18 protein-coding genes are annotated in these 16,426 nt (G+C 40.6%); 11 read left to right on the top strand and 7 right to left on the bottom strand.

Annotation, left to right across the window (positions count from 1 at the left end):
* The first annotated feature begins 38 nt into the window (after window positions 1–38).
* On the top strand, window positions 39–1,328 hold the full coding sequence (locus QMN06_RS08710) for a divalent metal cation transporter (RefSeq protein ID WP_281969733.1): 1,290 nt from the start codon (window positions 39–41) through the stop codon (window positions 1,326–1,328).
* On the opposite strand, the gene QMN06_RS08705 is transcribed toward QMN06_RS08710, so the two are convergent.
* Together QMN06_RS08705 and QMN06_RS08700 are read right to left on the bottom strand one after the other, a co-directional pair.
* On the bottom strand, window positions 1,294–2,166 hold the full coding sequence (locus QMN06_RS08705) for an NAD(P)H-hydrate dehydratase (RefSeq protein WP_281969732.1): 873 nt from the start codon (window positions 2,164–2,166) through the stop codon (window positions 1,294–1,296). The genes QMN06_RS08710 and QMN06_RS08705 overlap by 35 nt on opposite strands.
* A gap of 10 nt (window positions 2,167–2,176) precedes the next feature.
* Complete coding sequence (locus tag QMN06_RS08700; RefSeq protein WP_281969731.1) at window positions 2,177–2,746, bottom strand: YceI family protein; 570 nt, start codon at window positions 2,744–2,746, stop codon at window positions 2,177–2,179.
* 124 nt (window positions 2,747–2,870) lie between these two features.
* Between QMN06_RS08700 and QMN06_RS08695 the strand changes: the two genes are divergently transcribed.
* Window positions 2,871–4,538 carry an FAD-dependent oxidoreductase gene (locus QMN06_RS08695; RefSeq protein WP_281969730.1) on the top strand — a complete coding sequence of 556 codons (1,668 nt, stop codon included), beginning with the start codon at window positions 2,871–2,873 and terminating at the stop codon, window positions 4,536–4,538.
* Window position 4,539: 1 nt separating this feature from the next.
* On the opposite strand, the gene QMN06_RS08690 is transcribed toward QMN06_RS08695, so the two are convergent.
* Window positions 4,540–5,526: a tripartite tricarboxylate transporter substrate binding protein gene (locus QMN06_RS08690; protein ID WP_281969729.1), complete on the bottom strand. Its 987-nt coding sequence runs from the start codon at window positions 5,524–5,526 to the stop codon at window positions 4,540–4,542.
* A gap of 30 nt (window positions 5,527–5,556) precedes the next feature.
* Window positions 5,557–6,312, bottom strand: coding sequence for an IclR family transcriptional regulator (locus QMN06_RS08685; protein ID WP_281969728.1), 756 nt, complete (start codon window positions 6,310–6,312; stop codon window positions 5,557–5,559).
* Between the two features lie 132 nt (window positions 6,313–6,444).
* On the opposite strand from QMN06_RS08685, the gene QMN06_RS08680 reads away from it, so the two are divergent.
* The 9 genes from QMN06_RS08680 to QMN06_RS08640 are packed head-to-tail and all read left to right on the top strand — an operon-like array spanning window position 6,445 to window position 14,068.
* Window positions 6,445–7,404 (top strand): tripartite tricarboxylate transporter substrate binding protein, encoded by a 960-nt coding sequence (locus QMN06_RS08680; RefSeq protein ID WP_281969727.1) that lies wholly within the window; start codon window positions 6,445–6,447, stop codon window positions 7,402–7,404.
* 25 nt (window positions 7,405–7,429) lie between these two features.
* Window positions 7,430–8,227 carry an aspartate/glutamate racemase family protein gene (locus QMN06_RS08675; protein WP_281969726.1) on the top strand — a complete coding sequence of 266 codons (798 nt, stop codon included), beginning with the start codon at window positions 7,430–7,432 and terminating at the stop codon, window positions 8,225–8,227.
* A 2-nt stretch (window positions 8,228–8,229) separates the two neighbouring features.
* A complete protein-coding gene (locus tag QMN06_RS08670; RefSeq protein WP_281969725.1) occupies window positions 8,230–9,108 on the top strand; it encodes a CoA ester lyase in 879 nt (292 codons plus the stop codon).
* A gap of 11 nt (window positions 9,109–9,119) precedes the next feature.
* Window positions 9,120–10,262 carry an acyl-CoA dehydrogenase family protein gene (locus QMN06_RS08665; RefSeq protein WP_281969724.1) on the top strand — a complete coding sequence of 381 codons (1,143 nt, stop codon included), beginning with the start codon at window positions 9,120–9,122 and terminating at the stop codon, window positions 10,260–10,262.
* Window positions 10,263–10,267: 5 nt separating this feature from the next.
* Window positions 10,268–11,467 (top strand): CoA transferase, encoded by a 1,200-nt coding sequence (locus QMN06_RS08660; RefSeq protein WP_281969723.1) that lies wholly within the window; start codon window positions 10,268–10,270, stop codon window positions 11,465–11,467.
* 11 nt (window positions 11,468–11,478) lie between these two features.
* Window positions 11,479–11,928: a MaoC/PaaZ C-terminal domain-containing protein gene (locus QMN06_RS08655; protein WP_281969722.1), complete on the top strand. Its 450-nt coding sequence runs from the start codon at window positions 11,479–11,481 to the stop codon at window positions 11,926–11,928.
* Between the two features lie 4 nt (window positions 11,929–11,932).
* Window positions 11,933–12,814: an NAD(P)-dependent oxidoreductase gene (locus QMN06_RS08650; RefSeq protein WP_281969721.1), complete on the top strand. Its 882-nt coding sequence runs from the start codon at window positions 11,933–11,935 to the stop codon at window positions 12,812–12,814.
* Window positions 12,814–13,578, top strand: coding sequence for an SDR family oxidoreductase (locus QMN06_RS08645; RefSeq protein ID WP_281969720.1), 765 nt, complete (start codon window positions 12,814–12,816; stop codon window positions 13,576–13,578). The genes QMN06_RS08650 and QMN06_RS08645 overlap by 1 nt, the downstream gene beginning before the upstream one ends.
* Before the next feature lie 25 nt (window positions 13,579–13,603).
* On the top strand, window positions 13,604–14,068 hold the full coding sequence (locus QMN06_RS08640; protein WP_281969719.1) for a cupin domain-containing protein: 465 nt from the start codon (window positions 13,604–13,606) through the stop codon (window positions 14,066–14,068).
* A gap of 98 nt (window positions 14,069–14,166) precedes the next feature.
* Here the strand turns inward: QMN06_RS08640 and QMN06_RS08635 are convergent, their stop codons facing one another.
* The 3 genes from QMN06_RS08635 to QMN06_RS08625 form a co-directional block, all read right to left on the bottom strand.
* Window positions 14,167–15,144: a tripartite tricarboxylate transporter substrate binding protein gene (locus tag QMN06_RS08635; RefSeq protein ID WP_281969718.1), complete on the bottom strand. Its 978-nt coding sequence runs from the start codon at window positions 15,142–15,144 to the stop codon at window positions 14,167–14,169.
* A gap of 112 nt (window positions 15,145–15,256) precedes the next feature.
* Window positions 15,257–15,817 (bottom strand): lipid-binding SYLF domain-containing protein, encoded by a 561-nt coding sequence (locus QMN06_RS08630; protein ID WP_281969717.1) that lies wholly within the window; start codon window positions 15,815–15,817, stop codon window positions 15,257–15,259.
* Window positions 15,818–15,922: 105 nt separating this feature from the next.
* Window positions 15,923–16,408 (bottom strand): MarR family transcriptional regulator, encoded by a 486-nt coding sequence (locus QMN06_RS08625; RefSeq protein ID WP_281969716.1) that lies wholly within the window; start codon window positions 16,406–16,408, stop codon window positions 15,923–15,925.
* Window positions 16,409–16,426 lie beyond the last annotated feature (18 nt).

Genomic DNA, 16,426 nt, shown 5'->3' with positions numbered 1-16,426 from the left:
ACCCCCCATCAATTGATTTTCTAACCTACAATCAACTCATGAACCTGCGATCCCTTTTTGGGAAAATTAAGAATCATCCACTGGCAAAAGTTGGCCCTGGATGGGTCACAGGTGTTGCGGATGACGACCCGAGTGGGATTGTTACCTACTCTCAGGCTGGTGCTCAATTTGGTTTGAATATGTTATGGACCATGCCCATTTCTTATCCGTTAATGGCATCAATTCAACTGCTTTGTGCACAAATTGGGCGTGTCACTGGTCAAGGTTTAGCAGCAAACTTAAAAAATAGTTTTTCACCGATGGTGGTATTCCCACTCGTATTTCTACTACTAATGGCTAATGTCTTAAATATCGCAGCTGATATTGCTGCGATGGGTGAAGTTGCACAATTAGTCACAGGAATTAACTGGCATATCATGACCATTGTTTTTGCATTGGTGACACTTATTCTGCAAATATTCGTGCCTTATCATCGTTATGTTTTTTTTCTTAAATGGCTAACCCTGTCATTACTCGCTTATGCTGCAGTTCTTTTTACGGTTCATGTGCCATGGGGGGAAGTATTAAAAACCACGTTGATGCCGACATTGCAATTTAATGCTCAAACTGCCGCAATGGTAGTTGGTATTTTTGGGACAACGATTAGCCCGTATTTATTTTTTTGGCAGGCATCACAGGAAGTTGAGGACATGAACCTCAAATCAGGTAAACCCCTCATGCATGAGACTCAAGAAAATGGAAAACTAGAGTTACGAAGAATCCAGTGGGACACATGGAGTGGCATGTTCTATTCCAACTTAGCTGCATTTTTCATTATTTTAGCCACTAGTGTCACCCTACATACAAGTGGTCTGACAGATATTTCAACTGCTGCCCAGGCAGCAGAGGCGTTAAGGCCATTAGCCGGTGAGTTTGCCTATATATTATTTGCTATCGGGATATTAGCTGTTGGTTTGATTGCCATTCCTGTTCTAGCAGGATCTGCCGCTTATGCATTATCTGAACTATTTGGTTGGCGATCGAGTTTGGAGGACTCTATCATGGAAGATAAAAAGTTCTATTTAATTATTGCGGTTAGTGTTTTACTTGCTTTACTCATTCAGTATTTACCGATTAATCCCATGAAAGCTTTATTTTGGAGTGCTGTGATTAATGGAGTTGTGGCAGTTCCATTGATGGTTGCCATACTTGTATTAGTAACCAAAAAAACCGTTATGGGTTCTTTTACGGCTTCTAAAACTCAACTAACATTGGGATGGTTTGCGACTATTTTTATGGCAATAGCAGCTATATTTATGATGATTGCTTACTTGATGAATTTACTATAGTTCGCATTTCCTTCGCTAATTCTGAAGGCGTCATACCAATCGGCCCGATACCTTTTTCCACGAGTAAGTCACCGGCACGAGCATGAACTTCAACCGCTAAACAAGCCGCCTGCCAAGTACTGAGATTATGATGCAGACCCTGTGCAATGAACGATCCTAAAGCACCACTTAAGACATCACCCATTCCAGCACAGGCCATACCTGAGTTGCCAGAGATACAAGTCAGGACATCCTGCGCTGGCATACCAACTAGCGAATGGTGACCTTTTAAAATAACAATGGCTTGATATTGAGCAATCAATTGTTTCATTGCTAGCATTCTGTCACTTTGCATCACTTGCGAACTTGAGTGAAGAAGACGACCGGCTTCACCTGGATGAGGAGTCATCACGATACGATGTGACCTATTGCAGATTGGTTCATGTAATTCTGGGTGTTGTGAAAGTAAATTGAGTCCATCCGCATCAATGACTAGTGGAGATTGATATTCCAAAGTCGCTTCAAGCCAAGCCAAGGACGATGCACTTTGTCCAAGACCAGGACCAATCACAATGACATCAGGTTTTATTTCTTGAAGAATTTCTGCAGGTGATCGTTGCCCGGGATGATAGATCATCAGTTCAGGGGAGGGATCAATCAAGTTTGGGAAGTCTGGATCTAAAGGAATTAATTTGACCCAACCTGAGCCTGTATATAAAGCGCCAAGACCTGCTAGAGCAATTGATCCAGACATGGTACTGGCCCCGCCGATGATCACTAATTTACCCGAGGTGCCTTTATGATCAGTAACATCACGTCGAAGATTGTTGATGAGATGCAGTGAATGAAGTATTTGCATATAGCAATTATTATTCTTGTGTTGCTTCAATGACAATTTGAATTGTTACATCATCACCAACCATCGGCGTATATTTTCCAAGATTGAATTCTGATCGACTGATATGAGCAACAGCATTGGCGCCGCAGGTATATTTAAACGTTAAAAAATTACGGCCACAAGAAAATTGATTAACTTTAACTTCGACCGGTTTAGAAATACCTTTGATCGTTAATTCACCCAATACTGATGTGATTACAGCCTGATTGAAAACGATACGATTTGATTTAAAAGATGCGGTTGGAAACTTGCTTGAGGCAAATAAATCATCTTCTTGAATCACCTGATTAAATACCGCAGAGCCTGTACTTATCGATGGGATGTCAATGACTATATCCAATTTTCCTGATTGAGTTTTAGGATCGAGAGTAATTGTTCCAAAGACCTTATCAAACCGAATCGTTTGATTTGAAAAACCCAAATGGTTATAGCTTAAGCTGACAAAGGTATGTTCACTATCTGCGACAAAGATTTCAGAGGCCGTGGCATTGGCTACATAAAAATAAAGCAAGATCAGTACCAAAATGGATTTAGATTTCATGGACTTTATTTACCCTAAATATTGATTCTATACCTATTACTCATAAAAATACCGAAATGACTTGGTTGTCTGTTTAGCCATTAAAATATAAGAATTAAAAAACTAAAAACTTAAAAGACAGCTTATGTTCAATTACATTATTGTTGGTGCGGGTGTTGCAGGATGTGTCATGGCATCCAGATTAACCGAGCGCGAAGATATTCAGGTTCTCCTAATTGAGGCTGGTAAAGACATACCAACTGGCTCTGAGCCTACCGATATTTTAGATAATTACCCAACCTCTTATTACAACAAATCCTATATGTGGGGTGGTTTAAGGGCGGCATGGAAAAAATCAAGAGAAGGTTATACCAATTTCCCACAGGGTAAAGTGATGGGTGGTGGCGGATCTTTAATGGGGATGGTTTCTTTGCGCGGTACCCCCGCTGATTATGCTGATTGGGTAAAGGCTGGAGCAACTGGATGGTCCTGGGAAGATGTCTTACCTTATTACCGAAAATTAGAAAATGATTGGGACTTTGATACGGAGTTGCATGGCCAGGATGGCCTGATTCCGATTCGAAGACTATCCAAAGCCAAGTGGCAGCCATTGACAAAAGCCGTTAGCAACTATGCGCAAAAAAATGGTTTTGATTTTATAGCAGATTTGAATGGTGATTTTCGTGATGGCATGGGCGCAGTACCCATGTGTAATACAGAAACTAGAAGAGCATCCACCGCTTTATGTTACTTGACAGCAGAAGTTCGTACTAGAAAAAATTTAACGATTATTACTGATTCACCAGTTAAAAGAATCTTGTTTCAGGATAAAAAAGCGATAGGTGTAGAGTTATTTCGATCAGAGCCAAGCGCTCAATATTTTGCCAATGAAGTCATTATTTCTTCGGGCGGTATTTTTAGTCCGACATTATTAATGCGATCTGGGATTGGTAATCAACAGCGTTTAGAAGAATTAGGTATCCAAGTTGTTGCAGATCGACCAGGTGTTGGTAAAAATTTACAAAATCACTCCACTTTATTTATTGGCTTTCATCTCAAGAAAAATTCACGACAGTCTAAAGAGTTAAGAACCCATCCTAGTGTTTGTTTTCGCTATTCTTCGAAACTACCCGATTGCCCACCGGCAGATTTATATATCAATGTCCTCAGTAAAACATCTTGGAATGCGATGGGGGAGCAAATTGGAAACTTAGCCCCAACCCTTCTTAGACCTAAATCATATGGTACGGTTGACTTAAAGAAAGAGGATATCAATGGTTATCCTGAGATTGAGTTTAATTTTTTAGATCATCCACAAGACCTTGAAAGAATGAAGATTGCTTTCAAGCAAGCGGTACAAATTTTATTAGATTCTGAGATCAAAGCTTGTATGGGGACACCCTTTCCGGTGCGCTTTACAGATCGCTTAAGACTTCTGAATGAGTTCACTCCGAAAAATAAATTTCGTGCCGATCTTTTAGCAACTATATTGAATATATTCCCGTGGATCAGTGACTATGTATTAAGTTCTTTGACTGGAGAGCGAACTAATCTTGCATTGCTGATTCAAGACGAAAAAGCCCTCGAAAACCATATACGAGCCAATATCGCTGGCTTGTTCCATCCGGTAGGTACTTGTAGAATGGGTTTGGCGGATGATACTCAGGCAGTCGTTGATTCCTTTGGTAAAGTTTACGGCGTCGAGCAATTACGTGTTGTCGATGCGTCCATCATGCCAACCCTCATGGCAGGAAATACTAACATTCCAACCATCATGGTGGCAGAGAAAATTGCTGCCACCATGACGACTTGATTTAGTTTGCTTCCTTTAGTAAGCCTGCTTTTGCCATAATTTCTTTGACAGTCACTTGGCGAGCACTTAGTTTTGGAATGACTTTATCTGGAGCGATATATTCCCAAGCGGCGTCACGTTCTTGAACAAATTTAATAAATTCAGGATCGCGAGCTGCTTGTTCGATCGCTTTGCTTATCTTCTCTATCACTTCTTTAGGTAAGCCAGGAGGACCAATGACGATATTGGTAGATTCCCAACTAACTGGATAGCCTAATTCTTTAACTGTTGGAAATTTATCATAAGGAGGAGGTGCTCTATTTTCAGAAAGAGCTGCTAAGAATTTAACCTGCCCACCATCTAATAAAGCTTTTGCGGATCCTAAACCAGCAACTCCAAGTTCAGCGTGACCACCACCCACCATTAAAGTAACTGCTCCACCTGCGCCTGTTACAGGAATACTTGCCATATTTAAATTGGTGCCTGTTAGGAAAGTTTGTGCAGCAACCCACCAACTTTGACCAACACCTGCTGTAGAAAGATTGAGTTTGCCAGGATTTGCTTTTGCATACGCAATAGCTTCTTGAATTGTGTTGAATTTGATATCACTCTTAGAGGAGGCAATAACGATGGGAAAGAATGTTGCATACCCACCCAAGTGGGTGAAGTTGTTGTAATCCAGAGGTGACACACCTTGTAGCTTATTCGTGATGATTGTGGCGGAGGCCCACCCAAGGGTATATCCATCTGGTTTAGCTTGATGAATCTCGCGATAACCGATGGAGCTACCAGCGCCAGGTCGATTAATGATAGTGATGGGTTGACCAATGATGCGAGATACTCTTTCCATTAAAGGGCGAGCTAAGACATCACCATCCGAACCAGCTTCCACCGCCATAATAAAATTAATGGGGCGAGCGGGATATTTTTCTTGAGCAAAAGCGAAGCTTGAGAGGAAAAAAATAAAAAAAAGTACTTTTTTTAGAACAGGTTTAGCCCGTTGTTGCATGGTGTCTCCTTGCATATTGTCTCCATTGATTTAATTATTTAATTCATTTTCTATTTTATCTTTGCCTATTTTTAACATTTTTCTACATAATTCGTCTAGTGTTTTATTAAATCTGACTTCCGGTATCACCACACTAAGTGCACCTAAAGGATAGCCATTTTTACAAATGGGGATTGCTAAGGCAATGACGCCAACCGAATTTTCTCCATAAGAAATCGTTACACCATCAACGGTATCTGCGATTAATTTTTTGCGAAGTATCTTTTCATCGGTTACCGTTTTATCTGTCATCGATTGAAGTTTCGTTTTTTTGAAGTAAAGATCTTTTTCTTCTAATGGCAGAATATGGAGGATAGCTTTCCCTGCAGCAGCCGAGTAGAGCGGAAATTTGACATTGGGCAGCATGCGATAACTCAGGGGGTAATTCGCGTCAAGACCGAGCACACGCTCAATATGATCGCCCTTAAATAAATAAAATGCCGCAGCTTCTTTTGTTTTTTCAGTCAGCATTGCTAATTGAATATTGGCAATTTTTAAAATCGATTTGACATTTTTGCCTTGTTGAATTAATTCAAAAAAAGCTGGGCCTAGATAATAGGTGTTTTCAACAGGATTTTTTTCTAAATAATTGCGATGGGCTAGATTCTTGAGAAGACTAGTTAAGCTACTTTTAGGGATATCTAAAGCGCTGGCAATCTCAGAATGAGATGCGGCATTACCTCTCCTGCAAAGAAGTTCCAAAACATCTAAAACGCGATCTGCAGATTTAATCGAAGAATTTGTCATGTAAAAAAATTGACCAAAAAAATATCAAGTGCTAGAATATAAACAAGTTCATATATATGAACACTATATATTAAACAAAAAAAACAATCAACTAACACTGTGATGACGCAAACATCCGGAGGAGACATTAGTATGTTGAATAAAGTAATGCTATCAATTGCACTAGCAGGTGTGACTATAAGTCAGGCATTTGGTGCTTTTCCAGAGTCGCCTGTTTCCATTGTGGTTGCATTTGCCCCAGGCGGTGCGACTGATATCACAGCAAGAATTATGTCTGCAGCAATGAATAAAGGATTTGGTCAGCAAATACTGATTGACAATCGACCGGGTGCTGGAGGTGCGGTTGCAGCAAGTTTTGTCAAAGCGGCGAAGCCTAATGGGTATACCTTGATGTTAACTTCTAGCGTATATGTGGTGACACCGAGTTTAAAAAAGCCATCTCCCTACGATCCGTTGAAAGATTTTATTCCGGTATGCGAAATTGGTGATGCTCCAAACGTCATTGTTGTAAAGGCGGACTCGCCGATTAAAACGGTTGCTGATTTGGTTGCAATGGCGAGAAAAGATTCACAATTAATTAGTTATGGAAGCCCAGGGGCTGGCACGACACCTCATTTAGCTGCAGAGGTATTAAAGATTCGTGAAAATATCAACATGACCCACATCCCCTATAAGGGAGCGGGTCCTGCTATGACAGATTTATTGGGTGGTCAAACACAAGTTTTATTTGGCGCTCTAGCATCTGTAATTGCGCAAATTCAGGGAGGTCAAGTTCGTGCCCTTGCTCAAACTGGAGAAAAGAAATGGCCAGAATTGCAACAAGTGCCAACACTCGCAGAACTTGGTATTAAGGATGCTGTGTCAAATACCTTCCAAGCGATATTTGCGCCAGCGGGCACACCCCCAGATATCATTTCATTCCTATCCAATCAATGTGTACAAGCACTAAAAGAGCCGGATGTCATTGAAAAATTAAAACAAGCTGGACTTGCTACAACCGCACTAGATTCTGCAGGGCTTCGTGCAAGAGTTGCAAAAGAGGTACCTTATTGGAAAGAGGTGATAGATAAGGGCGGCATAAAGGGCGATTAAATTTCAAAAAATAAGAGGAGATATCATGAAAATATGGTGGCAGAGTAGTACAGCAATTCATCGATTAGATGATTACAGAAATACCTTAACGAAAAATTTAAATGAACTAAAGCGTCCAGATGTTGAGGTACACGTCAATGGTGTGGATGATGGTTCGATGGATTTGCACTACAACTCGATTGTAGCTATGAATAGTTATGGCGTTGGCGGTGTTCTCAATAAATTAATGCAAGCGGATGAACAAGGTTACGATGCTATTGCGATTGGTTGCTTTTTAGATCCCGCCATGCAAGAGGCTCGTGAAATCGTCAAAATTCCGGTACTTGGTTTAGGTGAATGCACCATGTTGATGGCATGCATGTATGGATATAAGTTTTCAGGAATTGCTTTTCATAAAAAGCAATCGCAATATTATGATCGTAAAGCCTTTGAATATGGACTTTCTTCAAGACATATCCCATTTGGCGACTTAGGAATTGACTTTACAGAAGTACAAAAAGCATTTACTAATCCTGGTCAAATGACAGAAAATTTCTTAAAAGAATCAAGGCGCTTGGCTGCAGAGGGGGCCGAAGTCATCTTAGCAGCATGTGCCACCGTGAATGCGATTATTCGTCGGGAAAACATTACAGAGGTAGATGGTGCATTGATTATGGATTGCAATGCCGTTTTATTGAAAACAACAGAAGCAATGGCTGATTTAAGTAAAACTGTTGGCCTGAATTCAAGTCGTCGTTTAATGTATCAATCACCTGATCAATCCGCTCTTGAAAAGTGGAAGCAGATTTATGGCTTCCGTTCCGCTCCTCAATTAAAGAAATAAATATGCGACTGATTCGAACTGCATTATTTGCACCAGGTATTAATGCCAAAGTCATGGCAAAAGCCCTTGCATCAAAAGTTGATGCGGTGATTCTTGATTTAGAAGATTCAGTACCACTTGCTTCGAAGGGTGAAGCGCGCAAGATGGTGCGAGAAACGATTGAGCAAGCGTATCAATCCAAGAATGACGATCAACCTTATATTATGGTGCGGGTTAATGCAGCAGATACAGGGTTACTGGCAGATGATATTGCGCAAATTTGTGTCAATGGCTTAGGTATGGTCTTTATTCCTAAAGCTGAATATGTAAAAGATATTCAGCAAGCGGCAGCGCAGATTGAGGCAATTGAAAAAGCCAATGGTATTGATCCGATTGCGATTGGTTTGCAAATTGAATCTGCTTTGGGTGTTTACCATTGTTATGACTTAATTAAAGCATCTCCAAAAGTACAGTTAAGTAGTTTAGGGACAGCGCAAGATGGTGACTTACAAAATAGTTTAGGATGTGGTTGGTCAGTTGACGGCCCAGAAATGCTCTATGCAAGATCTAAAGTATTACTAGATTCTAAAGCTGCTGGCAATGTCACTCCCATAGATGGGGTATTTGCGGACTTAAATGATGAGGCAGGATTACTTGCCGAGTCGAGCCTTTCAGCCAAGTTGGGATATGTTGGAAGAACCATCATTCATCCTAAGCAAATTGATATTGTTGAGCAAGCATATGGTTTATCTCCCGCATTAAAAGCGTATTACCAAAAACTTGTTCATGAATTTGAGCAGGCTGAAAAAAGTGGAGTTGCTGCGATAACTATTGAAGGTAAGTTAGTCGATTATGCGATGTACCGCCAAGCGAAACGAATTTTAGATAACGTAAAACAGTAAAGACTTTTCTTATGAACTTTGAACTCTCCCAAGATCAAATTAATATTCGTGATCATTTAAATGAATTATTAAAAGACGTATGTACCCCAAAATATGCTGCAGAGTGTGATGAGCAACAAAGACCACCGAGAGAAGCATTTGATGCCTTGGCGAAAAATGGTTGGTTAGGTCTCATTGGTCCAGAGGAATATGGTGGTGCTGGCGGAAGTCCACTGGATTTGGCAGTGATGTTAGATGTGCTTGGGTATCATTTTGAAGAATTAGGTTTATGGGTTTTTAGAAACCTGACCTATGGTTGTCATGCCATCATGAAGCATGGCACACAAGCCCAGAAAGATTTGATCGTGCCAAAAGTCATTAAAGGTGAGCTGTCAGTTTGCTTTGGACTTACAGAGCCTGACTCCGGGTCAGATGCAAGTGCGCTTACTACAAAGGCAATTCAAGATGGGGATGACTACATCATTAATGGTCGAAAGGTTTATACCTCTGGGATGGATATCAGTGATTACTGTATCTTAGTGACGAGAACGAAAAACCTAGAAAAAAAACAGCAAGGGATTACTAATTTTTTCATTGATACAAAATTACCTGGCATTAAAGTGAAGAAACTCGCCACTTTAGGGCAACGGGCGATTGGTACAACAGAAGTGTTTTATAACGAAGTAAGAACGCCCGCAAGCTCCATTCTTGGAGAGCTTGATCAAGGTTGGAGGGGGGCAGATAATTATCTTTGCTACGAGCGTCTATGTTTGTCAGCTGCAAGAACTGGAGCAGCCAGGGCCGCTTATGAATTTGCACTAGAGCATGCTAAAACTCGCATTCAGTTTGGCAAACCCATTGGTAAGTTTCAGGCAGTTTCTCATAAATTAGCGGAGATGCGCATGATGTTAGATATTGCGCAAACTATGGTTTATCGGTACGCATGGTTAGTTGAAAACGGTAAAGATACGCGACAAGATGCAGCAGTACTTAAGTTATATACCAGTGAGTCGTATAAATCGATAGCGGATATGAGTCTACAAATTTTAGGTGGATATGGATATTGTATGGAGTATCCACTGCAACGTTTCTTCAGAGATTCAAGGTTAGCAACAATTGGCGGTGGAACTTCTGAAATTCAAAAAAACATCATTGCGTCCAGTCTAGGTTTATAGGATTTATGGTCAGAAATTCCCTCAGTGACATACGTATTATTGAATTAGGTCAAATTATTGCTGGGACCTACGGTGGTCAGATTTTGTCGGATATGGGGGCGCAGGTGATTAAAGTTGAGTCCCCAAAAGGTGATTTAGGCCGTAACCCATCCGTTGCACCCTATAAAGGAGAAAGTGGCTTATTTCTGACCTTTAATCGTAACAAAAAAAGTATGGTGATTGATCTTAAAAACCCTGAAGGTCGACAACTTTTTTTAGATCTTGTCAAAGAGTCTGACGTCGTGGTAGATAATTTTCGGTCAGGGGTGATGAAGCGCTTAGGGATTGATTATCCTGAGTTACAAAAAGTCAATCCTAAGATTATTCACTGCTCTATCACAGGCTTTGGTTCTGAAGGTGAATACAAAGACTACCCAGCATTAGATATTATTATTCAAGCGATTAGTGGACATATGGCCATTACTGGGGAAAAGGGGCGTCCACCCGCGAGATTGGGTATTCCACTGGCTGATTTAAGTGGTGGACTATTTTCCAGTCAGGGGATTTTGGCCGCCTTATATGAACGAGAAAAAACCGGTAAAGGTCAGCATATAGAACTTGCGATGTTTGATGCTATGTTGAGCCTGTTGACCTATTTAGGGACGATGTGGTTAAACAATGCAGAACTTCCAAGTCCACCAGGATCATCCCATGAGTACACCGTACCATGGCAAGCATTTCAGACAAAAGATTCCTATGTGGTAGTTGCTGCGAGAGAAGAGGTACATTGGAAAAGTTTTTGTCGGGCCATAGGTTTAGAAGAAATCTCAGCTGATCCGCGTTTTGCGAATAATTTTTTACGCGTAGAAAATCGTCAGATCTTAGTACCGATACTTGAGAGCCGTATGCTCGAAAATGAAACTCATCATTGGATGGAAATCTTTCGCAGAGAAGACGTTCCAGCAAGTCCTGTGAATCATTTTGATACTGCATTTGCTGAGCCGCCTGTATTGCAAAATCAAGCTATTGTTGAATACGATCATCCTAAAGTTGGGACAGTTCGTTTTCCAGCTTATCCAGTGAAGATGGGGAATGGCGCAGAAATAATTTCAACACCTGCGCCTGACTTAGGGGAACATACCCAAGAGGTTTTGAAAGATATTTTGTTATGTAGTAAAGAGCGTATCGATCACTTGGTTCAATCCGGTGTCGTGGTTTGTAAATAAGGAGATAAAAAATGGTTGGATTGTATTGGGAAGAGTGGGAAGTTGGTAAGAGTTATGAGACTGCGGCGCGCACAGTCACTGAAACCGACGTGGTGAACTTTGCAGGGATTTCAGGGGATTACAACCCACTTCATATCAATGAAGAGTATTGTAAGAAAACACAGTTTGGTACACGCATTGCCCATGGTCCGCTTGTGTATGCCATTGCTGCAGGTTTGTTGTTTCAATTACATTTGTATGACGATACCTTGATTGCATTTTTAGGCTTTGAGAGTCTTAAATTTACTAAGCCCGTCAAAATTGGTGACACCATTTATGCCAAAGTGACTGTTACTGAGGTGACTGAAACGTCTAAGCCTGATCGAGGCGTGATGAAGCGTCAACTACAAGTGATTAATCAGCATGGTGAAATCGTTCAAGACGCTATTCAAGCATTCCTAATGAAGCGCAAGCCTGTTTAAATCAATGAAACATACGATTGGGTTTGTTGGTTTAGGTTTAATGGGTGGGTGGCTAGTAAAGCATCTACTCAAAGATGGCTATAGTGTTCATGTATATGATGTAGAACCAAAAAAAATAGAAGGGCTTGTGCCACATGGAGCGATTGCGGTCTCAGAATTAAAGCAGTTACCACAATTAGTTGATGTCATTATTTTGTCTTTACCGAATTCGAATATCGTCGCGCAGGTCATTCAGGACATGAACTTATATGATGCCCCAGTTCCTGGACTTGTGATACTGGATACATCCACCGCTGATCCAAGTATGTCGACAGAGTTAGCGGCATCCCTTGATACATTAGGTATGTATTTCATGGATGCTACAGTCAGTGGGACAAGTGAGATGTGTGCGGCAAAAGATACCATTTTCATGGTTGGTGGACCTGAAGAGGTTTATCAGCGCTGTGCCCCCATTTTTTTAGGGATGGGACGTGAGTCAGTTTATATGGGTAAGAGTGGCACAGGCGCAGCCATTAAACTCGTTGTAAACCTAGTACTTGCGGTCAATCGGGTAGGGCTTGCAGAAGGGTTAACGCTTGCCAAAAAAGCAGGGATTGATCAGTTGTTAGCTCTAGAAGTATTGAAAAAATCAGCGGCATTTTCTAAGGCTATGGACCAAAAAGGTTATCGCATGGTGCATCGTGATTTTTATCCACCGATTGGTCATATGACAACTCACTATAAAGATGTTCAACTCATGGTGTCCTATGCAAGCAAGTTGCAATGTCCCGTGCCTGTGATCAGTTTTACAGCGCAGGCATTAGCCTCAGAGATGGCCAAGCGCCCTGGGGATCGAGATAGTTCCGCCATCATTTGTTTTTATGACGATCTCATTAAAAAAGAGTAATGATGTCTTTAGAAAAAAGCCTCTTAGGAAAACTTGCTATTGTCGTAGGAGGTAGTCAAGGCATCGGTTCAAATGTTGCAATGCAATTAGCCGAACAAGGAGCTCATGTTTGTGTCTTAGCCAGAAATAAAGACGCATTAGACCATCTTGTACAAGCCATCCAACAAATAGGAAGTCAAGCAACTGCTTACGCTGTAGATGCGACATCAAGTGCAGCTCTAGAAAGCACATTTACAAATATCCATGAGAAATTTGGCAAGGTAGATATTTTTGTACATTTAGTTGGAGGGTTTACGGAGTTTATTCCTTTTGAAAAAATCACTGAAGAAGAATGGAATCAAGTCTTACAACTTAATTTAACCTCAGCCATGCTCGCCACTCAAAAAATAGAGCCATTTCTCAATGATGGCGCCAGAATCGTCTATACCGGATCGATCGCAGGCCTGGGACCAAGTCCTTCGGCAAAATCATATATGCCTTATGGGGTAGCAAAAGCAGGCCTCATGACCATGGTGAAGTATGTGGCAAAAGAGTTTGGTCCTCGAAAAATTACGGTTAACAGTGTGTCTCCGGGTTCAACTGCCACTGAGCGAGTTAGAAAAATTAGAGGAGATGCTGGCTTGCTAGAGGTGGCAAAAGGTAATCCTTTAAATCATGTACTGCAACCAGAAGATTCAGCAGCAGTAATTTTGTTTTTGGTATCACCCCAAGCAAAAGGTATCACGGGCACTAATTTAAATGTTAACGCCGGCAGTGTGATGTAATTTCCACTAAAAAGAAAGGATGTATATGGAACTGAAAGCGACACTACAAGTCCTCAATCAAGCAGATTATCCAGGTAAAAGAGGGGTCACAGATGGACAGACATATCAACGACTCATTGGTTGGCCTGAGGTCAATACAACTGACCGAGTCCGCTTAGGGCGTGCTACTTATGCACCTGGAACGTATGAACAACTGCATTGGCATCCTATCGAGGCTTGTTACTATGTTATTGCAGGAAGTGCGACCGTCCGCAATGTTGAGGGTAAAGAATTTGAAGTGGGGCCTGGATCAATGATCTACGCTCCTCCAGGAATCGCCGGTGCGCATGAATGGGAAGTAAAAGAACATTTAGAGATTTTGGATATTCGTGCATGTAATGAAACGAATCGCAAAATGCAATATACCGTTGATAAAACGACGATGCGCTCTTATATTGATTTAGAGGACATTCATTATCGTGATGCGATTAGCTTTAAATCGCATTATTAATGGTTGGTAGGATGCACTGTGAGAGCTATAAACAATAGTGCTGTTTTGCTCTCACAGCTTGCGCCGCCATGCCGCTGTAAAAAATCATTCAGTACAGATTAATCTGCTTTGATTTTATTTTCAGTAACTAATTTGGAATACTTGGTATTTTCAGCGCTTATAAAAGATTTGAATTCCTCCATACTTGTTGCTTGCGCTTGAACGCCTAAACTCGCAAATCTTTCTTTGATTTCTGGATCACCCATGATCTTCACCAAAGCGGCATGATATTTATCTTGAATATCCTTTGGTGTACCCGTTGGTAGATAAATTCCCCACCAAGACAAAGCAGCAAATCCAGGTAAACCTGCCTCAGAAAAAGTCGGCACCCCAGGAACTAGAGGTGTTCTAGCGGTACTTGTTATGGCTAAAGGGCGAATTTTTCCTGATTTAATATGTTCTGCTGCAGGAAGTGCATCAGATACGATAAAGTCAATTTGTCCTGCCATTAAATCAATCAAGGCTAAACCACCGCCCTTATAAGGCACATGCGTCATCTTAATATTAGCTTCACGCATGATCATCTCTGTGGCGATATGCGACATACTGCCAGATCCACTAGTGCCAAAATTTAAAGTATTTGGTTTGGCTTTGGCCGCATTGAGTAAATCTTGAACTGTTTTATATGGTGAATTAGCAGGAACAACCAGAACATTTGGTCCCGAGGATACTAGCGCAATCGGAATAAAATCTTTTTCCATATTGTAGGTAACTTTACTAATTAATGGATTAATTAATGCAGGTCCAATATTGCCCAACACAAAAGCATAACCATCAGCAGGTTGACGAGCAGCGAATTCCATACCAATAGAGCCAGCTGCCCCGCCCTTATTTTCAACAATAATTGGTTGACCCCAAAGATCATTTAATTTCTTAGCCATTAGGCGTCCCATTAAATCGGAGCTGCCGCCAGCTGGGTAAGTAACAATGAAGCGGATTGGTTTAGTTGGAAAAGTTTGCGCAAAAACATTGAAAGAACAACACGCAAAAAGAACGCAAAAGAATTTAATAAAATTGAGTTGATACTTTTTCGTCATGCGAAATCTCCTAATATAATTTTTTTATTATTGAACTAACTTGAATAAATATCAAGTTTTTTCATATTTTGATTATATATCGCACTCAGAACTCATTTTCGCATGAAAAAAATCAGTTCTTGAGCCTAGTGATTTTATTCCCTTGGATTCCAAGTCCTGCCATTAGACCTTTTTGATTAAAGATAAAAGCATAAATATCTTCTTGTAGATTAATTGAACTATTTGTTTTAGCAAACCCTTCATCAACAACAACTACGCTAGGACCAACTCCTACCTCAAATCCATCGGTTGAGTCGAGAGCTGTAATCGCACTTTGCTTCATAAAAAACATGGCGTAGCCATACTCTTGAGCACCAATTTGCATGCCATAAGAAACACCCGTGGTGTTGTAATACGCAATTGCTTTACCTTTACTGAGTAGAACGCCATCCCCGTATTGACCACCAATCATGATGCCTGCTTTAGTAATCGATGGAAAGACAAGAACTGCAACCGCTTTATTATTTAATACTCGGGCATCAGCATTTGATTTGAGCAATTGATTTAAAGCATTTTGAGCTTGTTGTGTAATGGTGGTTCTATTTTGAGCATGAATTGGTGAGCTGTTTAGGATACCTAACGCTAAAAAAAATACACAGCTTACTTTTAACAAAGAAAAAATAATTTTATTCATACTTTTCAAAGCCTTTAAATATTTAAATTAAAAAACAGTTTAAAGCAGTTTTACTACATTCGAAAAACCCCTTCACCACAAATTTTCTTGAAGTGTTTACGTGAGTCAATTTTCTAGCGGTTTCATGAAACTAGGCGCTCGACTCGCATCATTGTTACCATTTACCAAAATATCTAGCATTTGGATCAATTCCCCATGTTGAGATTTTTTTAGTGGCGATAAAATGCGATCTTGGGCTTGCAAAACATGAGGATTAATTTTTTCTAGTAAGTTTTTTCCCTCAGATGTCAGAGTTAACACATGAACACGGCGATCTTTATTTGAGGGGTTTCTTAAAACGAAACCGCGTGATTCTAAGCGATCAATCACGCCACCTATCGTGGATGTGTCTAAACCAATCGTATTTGCTAGTGTTTTTTGATCAATTTGCGGAAATTCTTCTAAGGCAGATAGAGCAGCAAATTGCACAGGGGTAATACCAAATCCTTCGGTCTCTTGTAAAAATATGGCTACCGAAATTTGTTGAAGTCTTCTGATGTAGTGTCCAGGTAAAGCATCAAATGAAATAAGTTTAGATCGTTTATTTGGCATGTTGGGTTGTTGCTAATC

The sequence above is a fragment of the Polynucleobacter sp. SHI8 genome (assembly GCF_027944005.1).
Classification (GTDB): domain Bacteria; phylum Pseudomonadota; class Gammaproteobacteria; order Burkholderiales; family Burkholderiaceae; genus Polynucleobacter.
The sequence above is the reverse complement of the archived record's forward strand: the minus strand, read 5'-3'. Positions and strand labels throughout refer to the sequence as shown.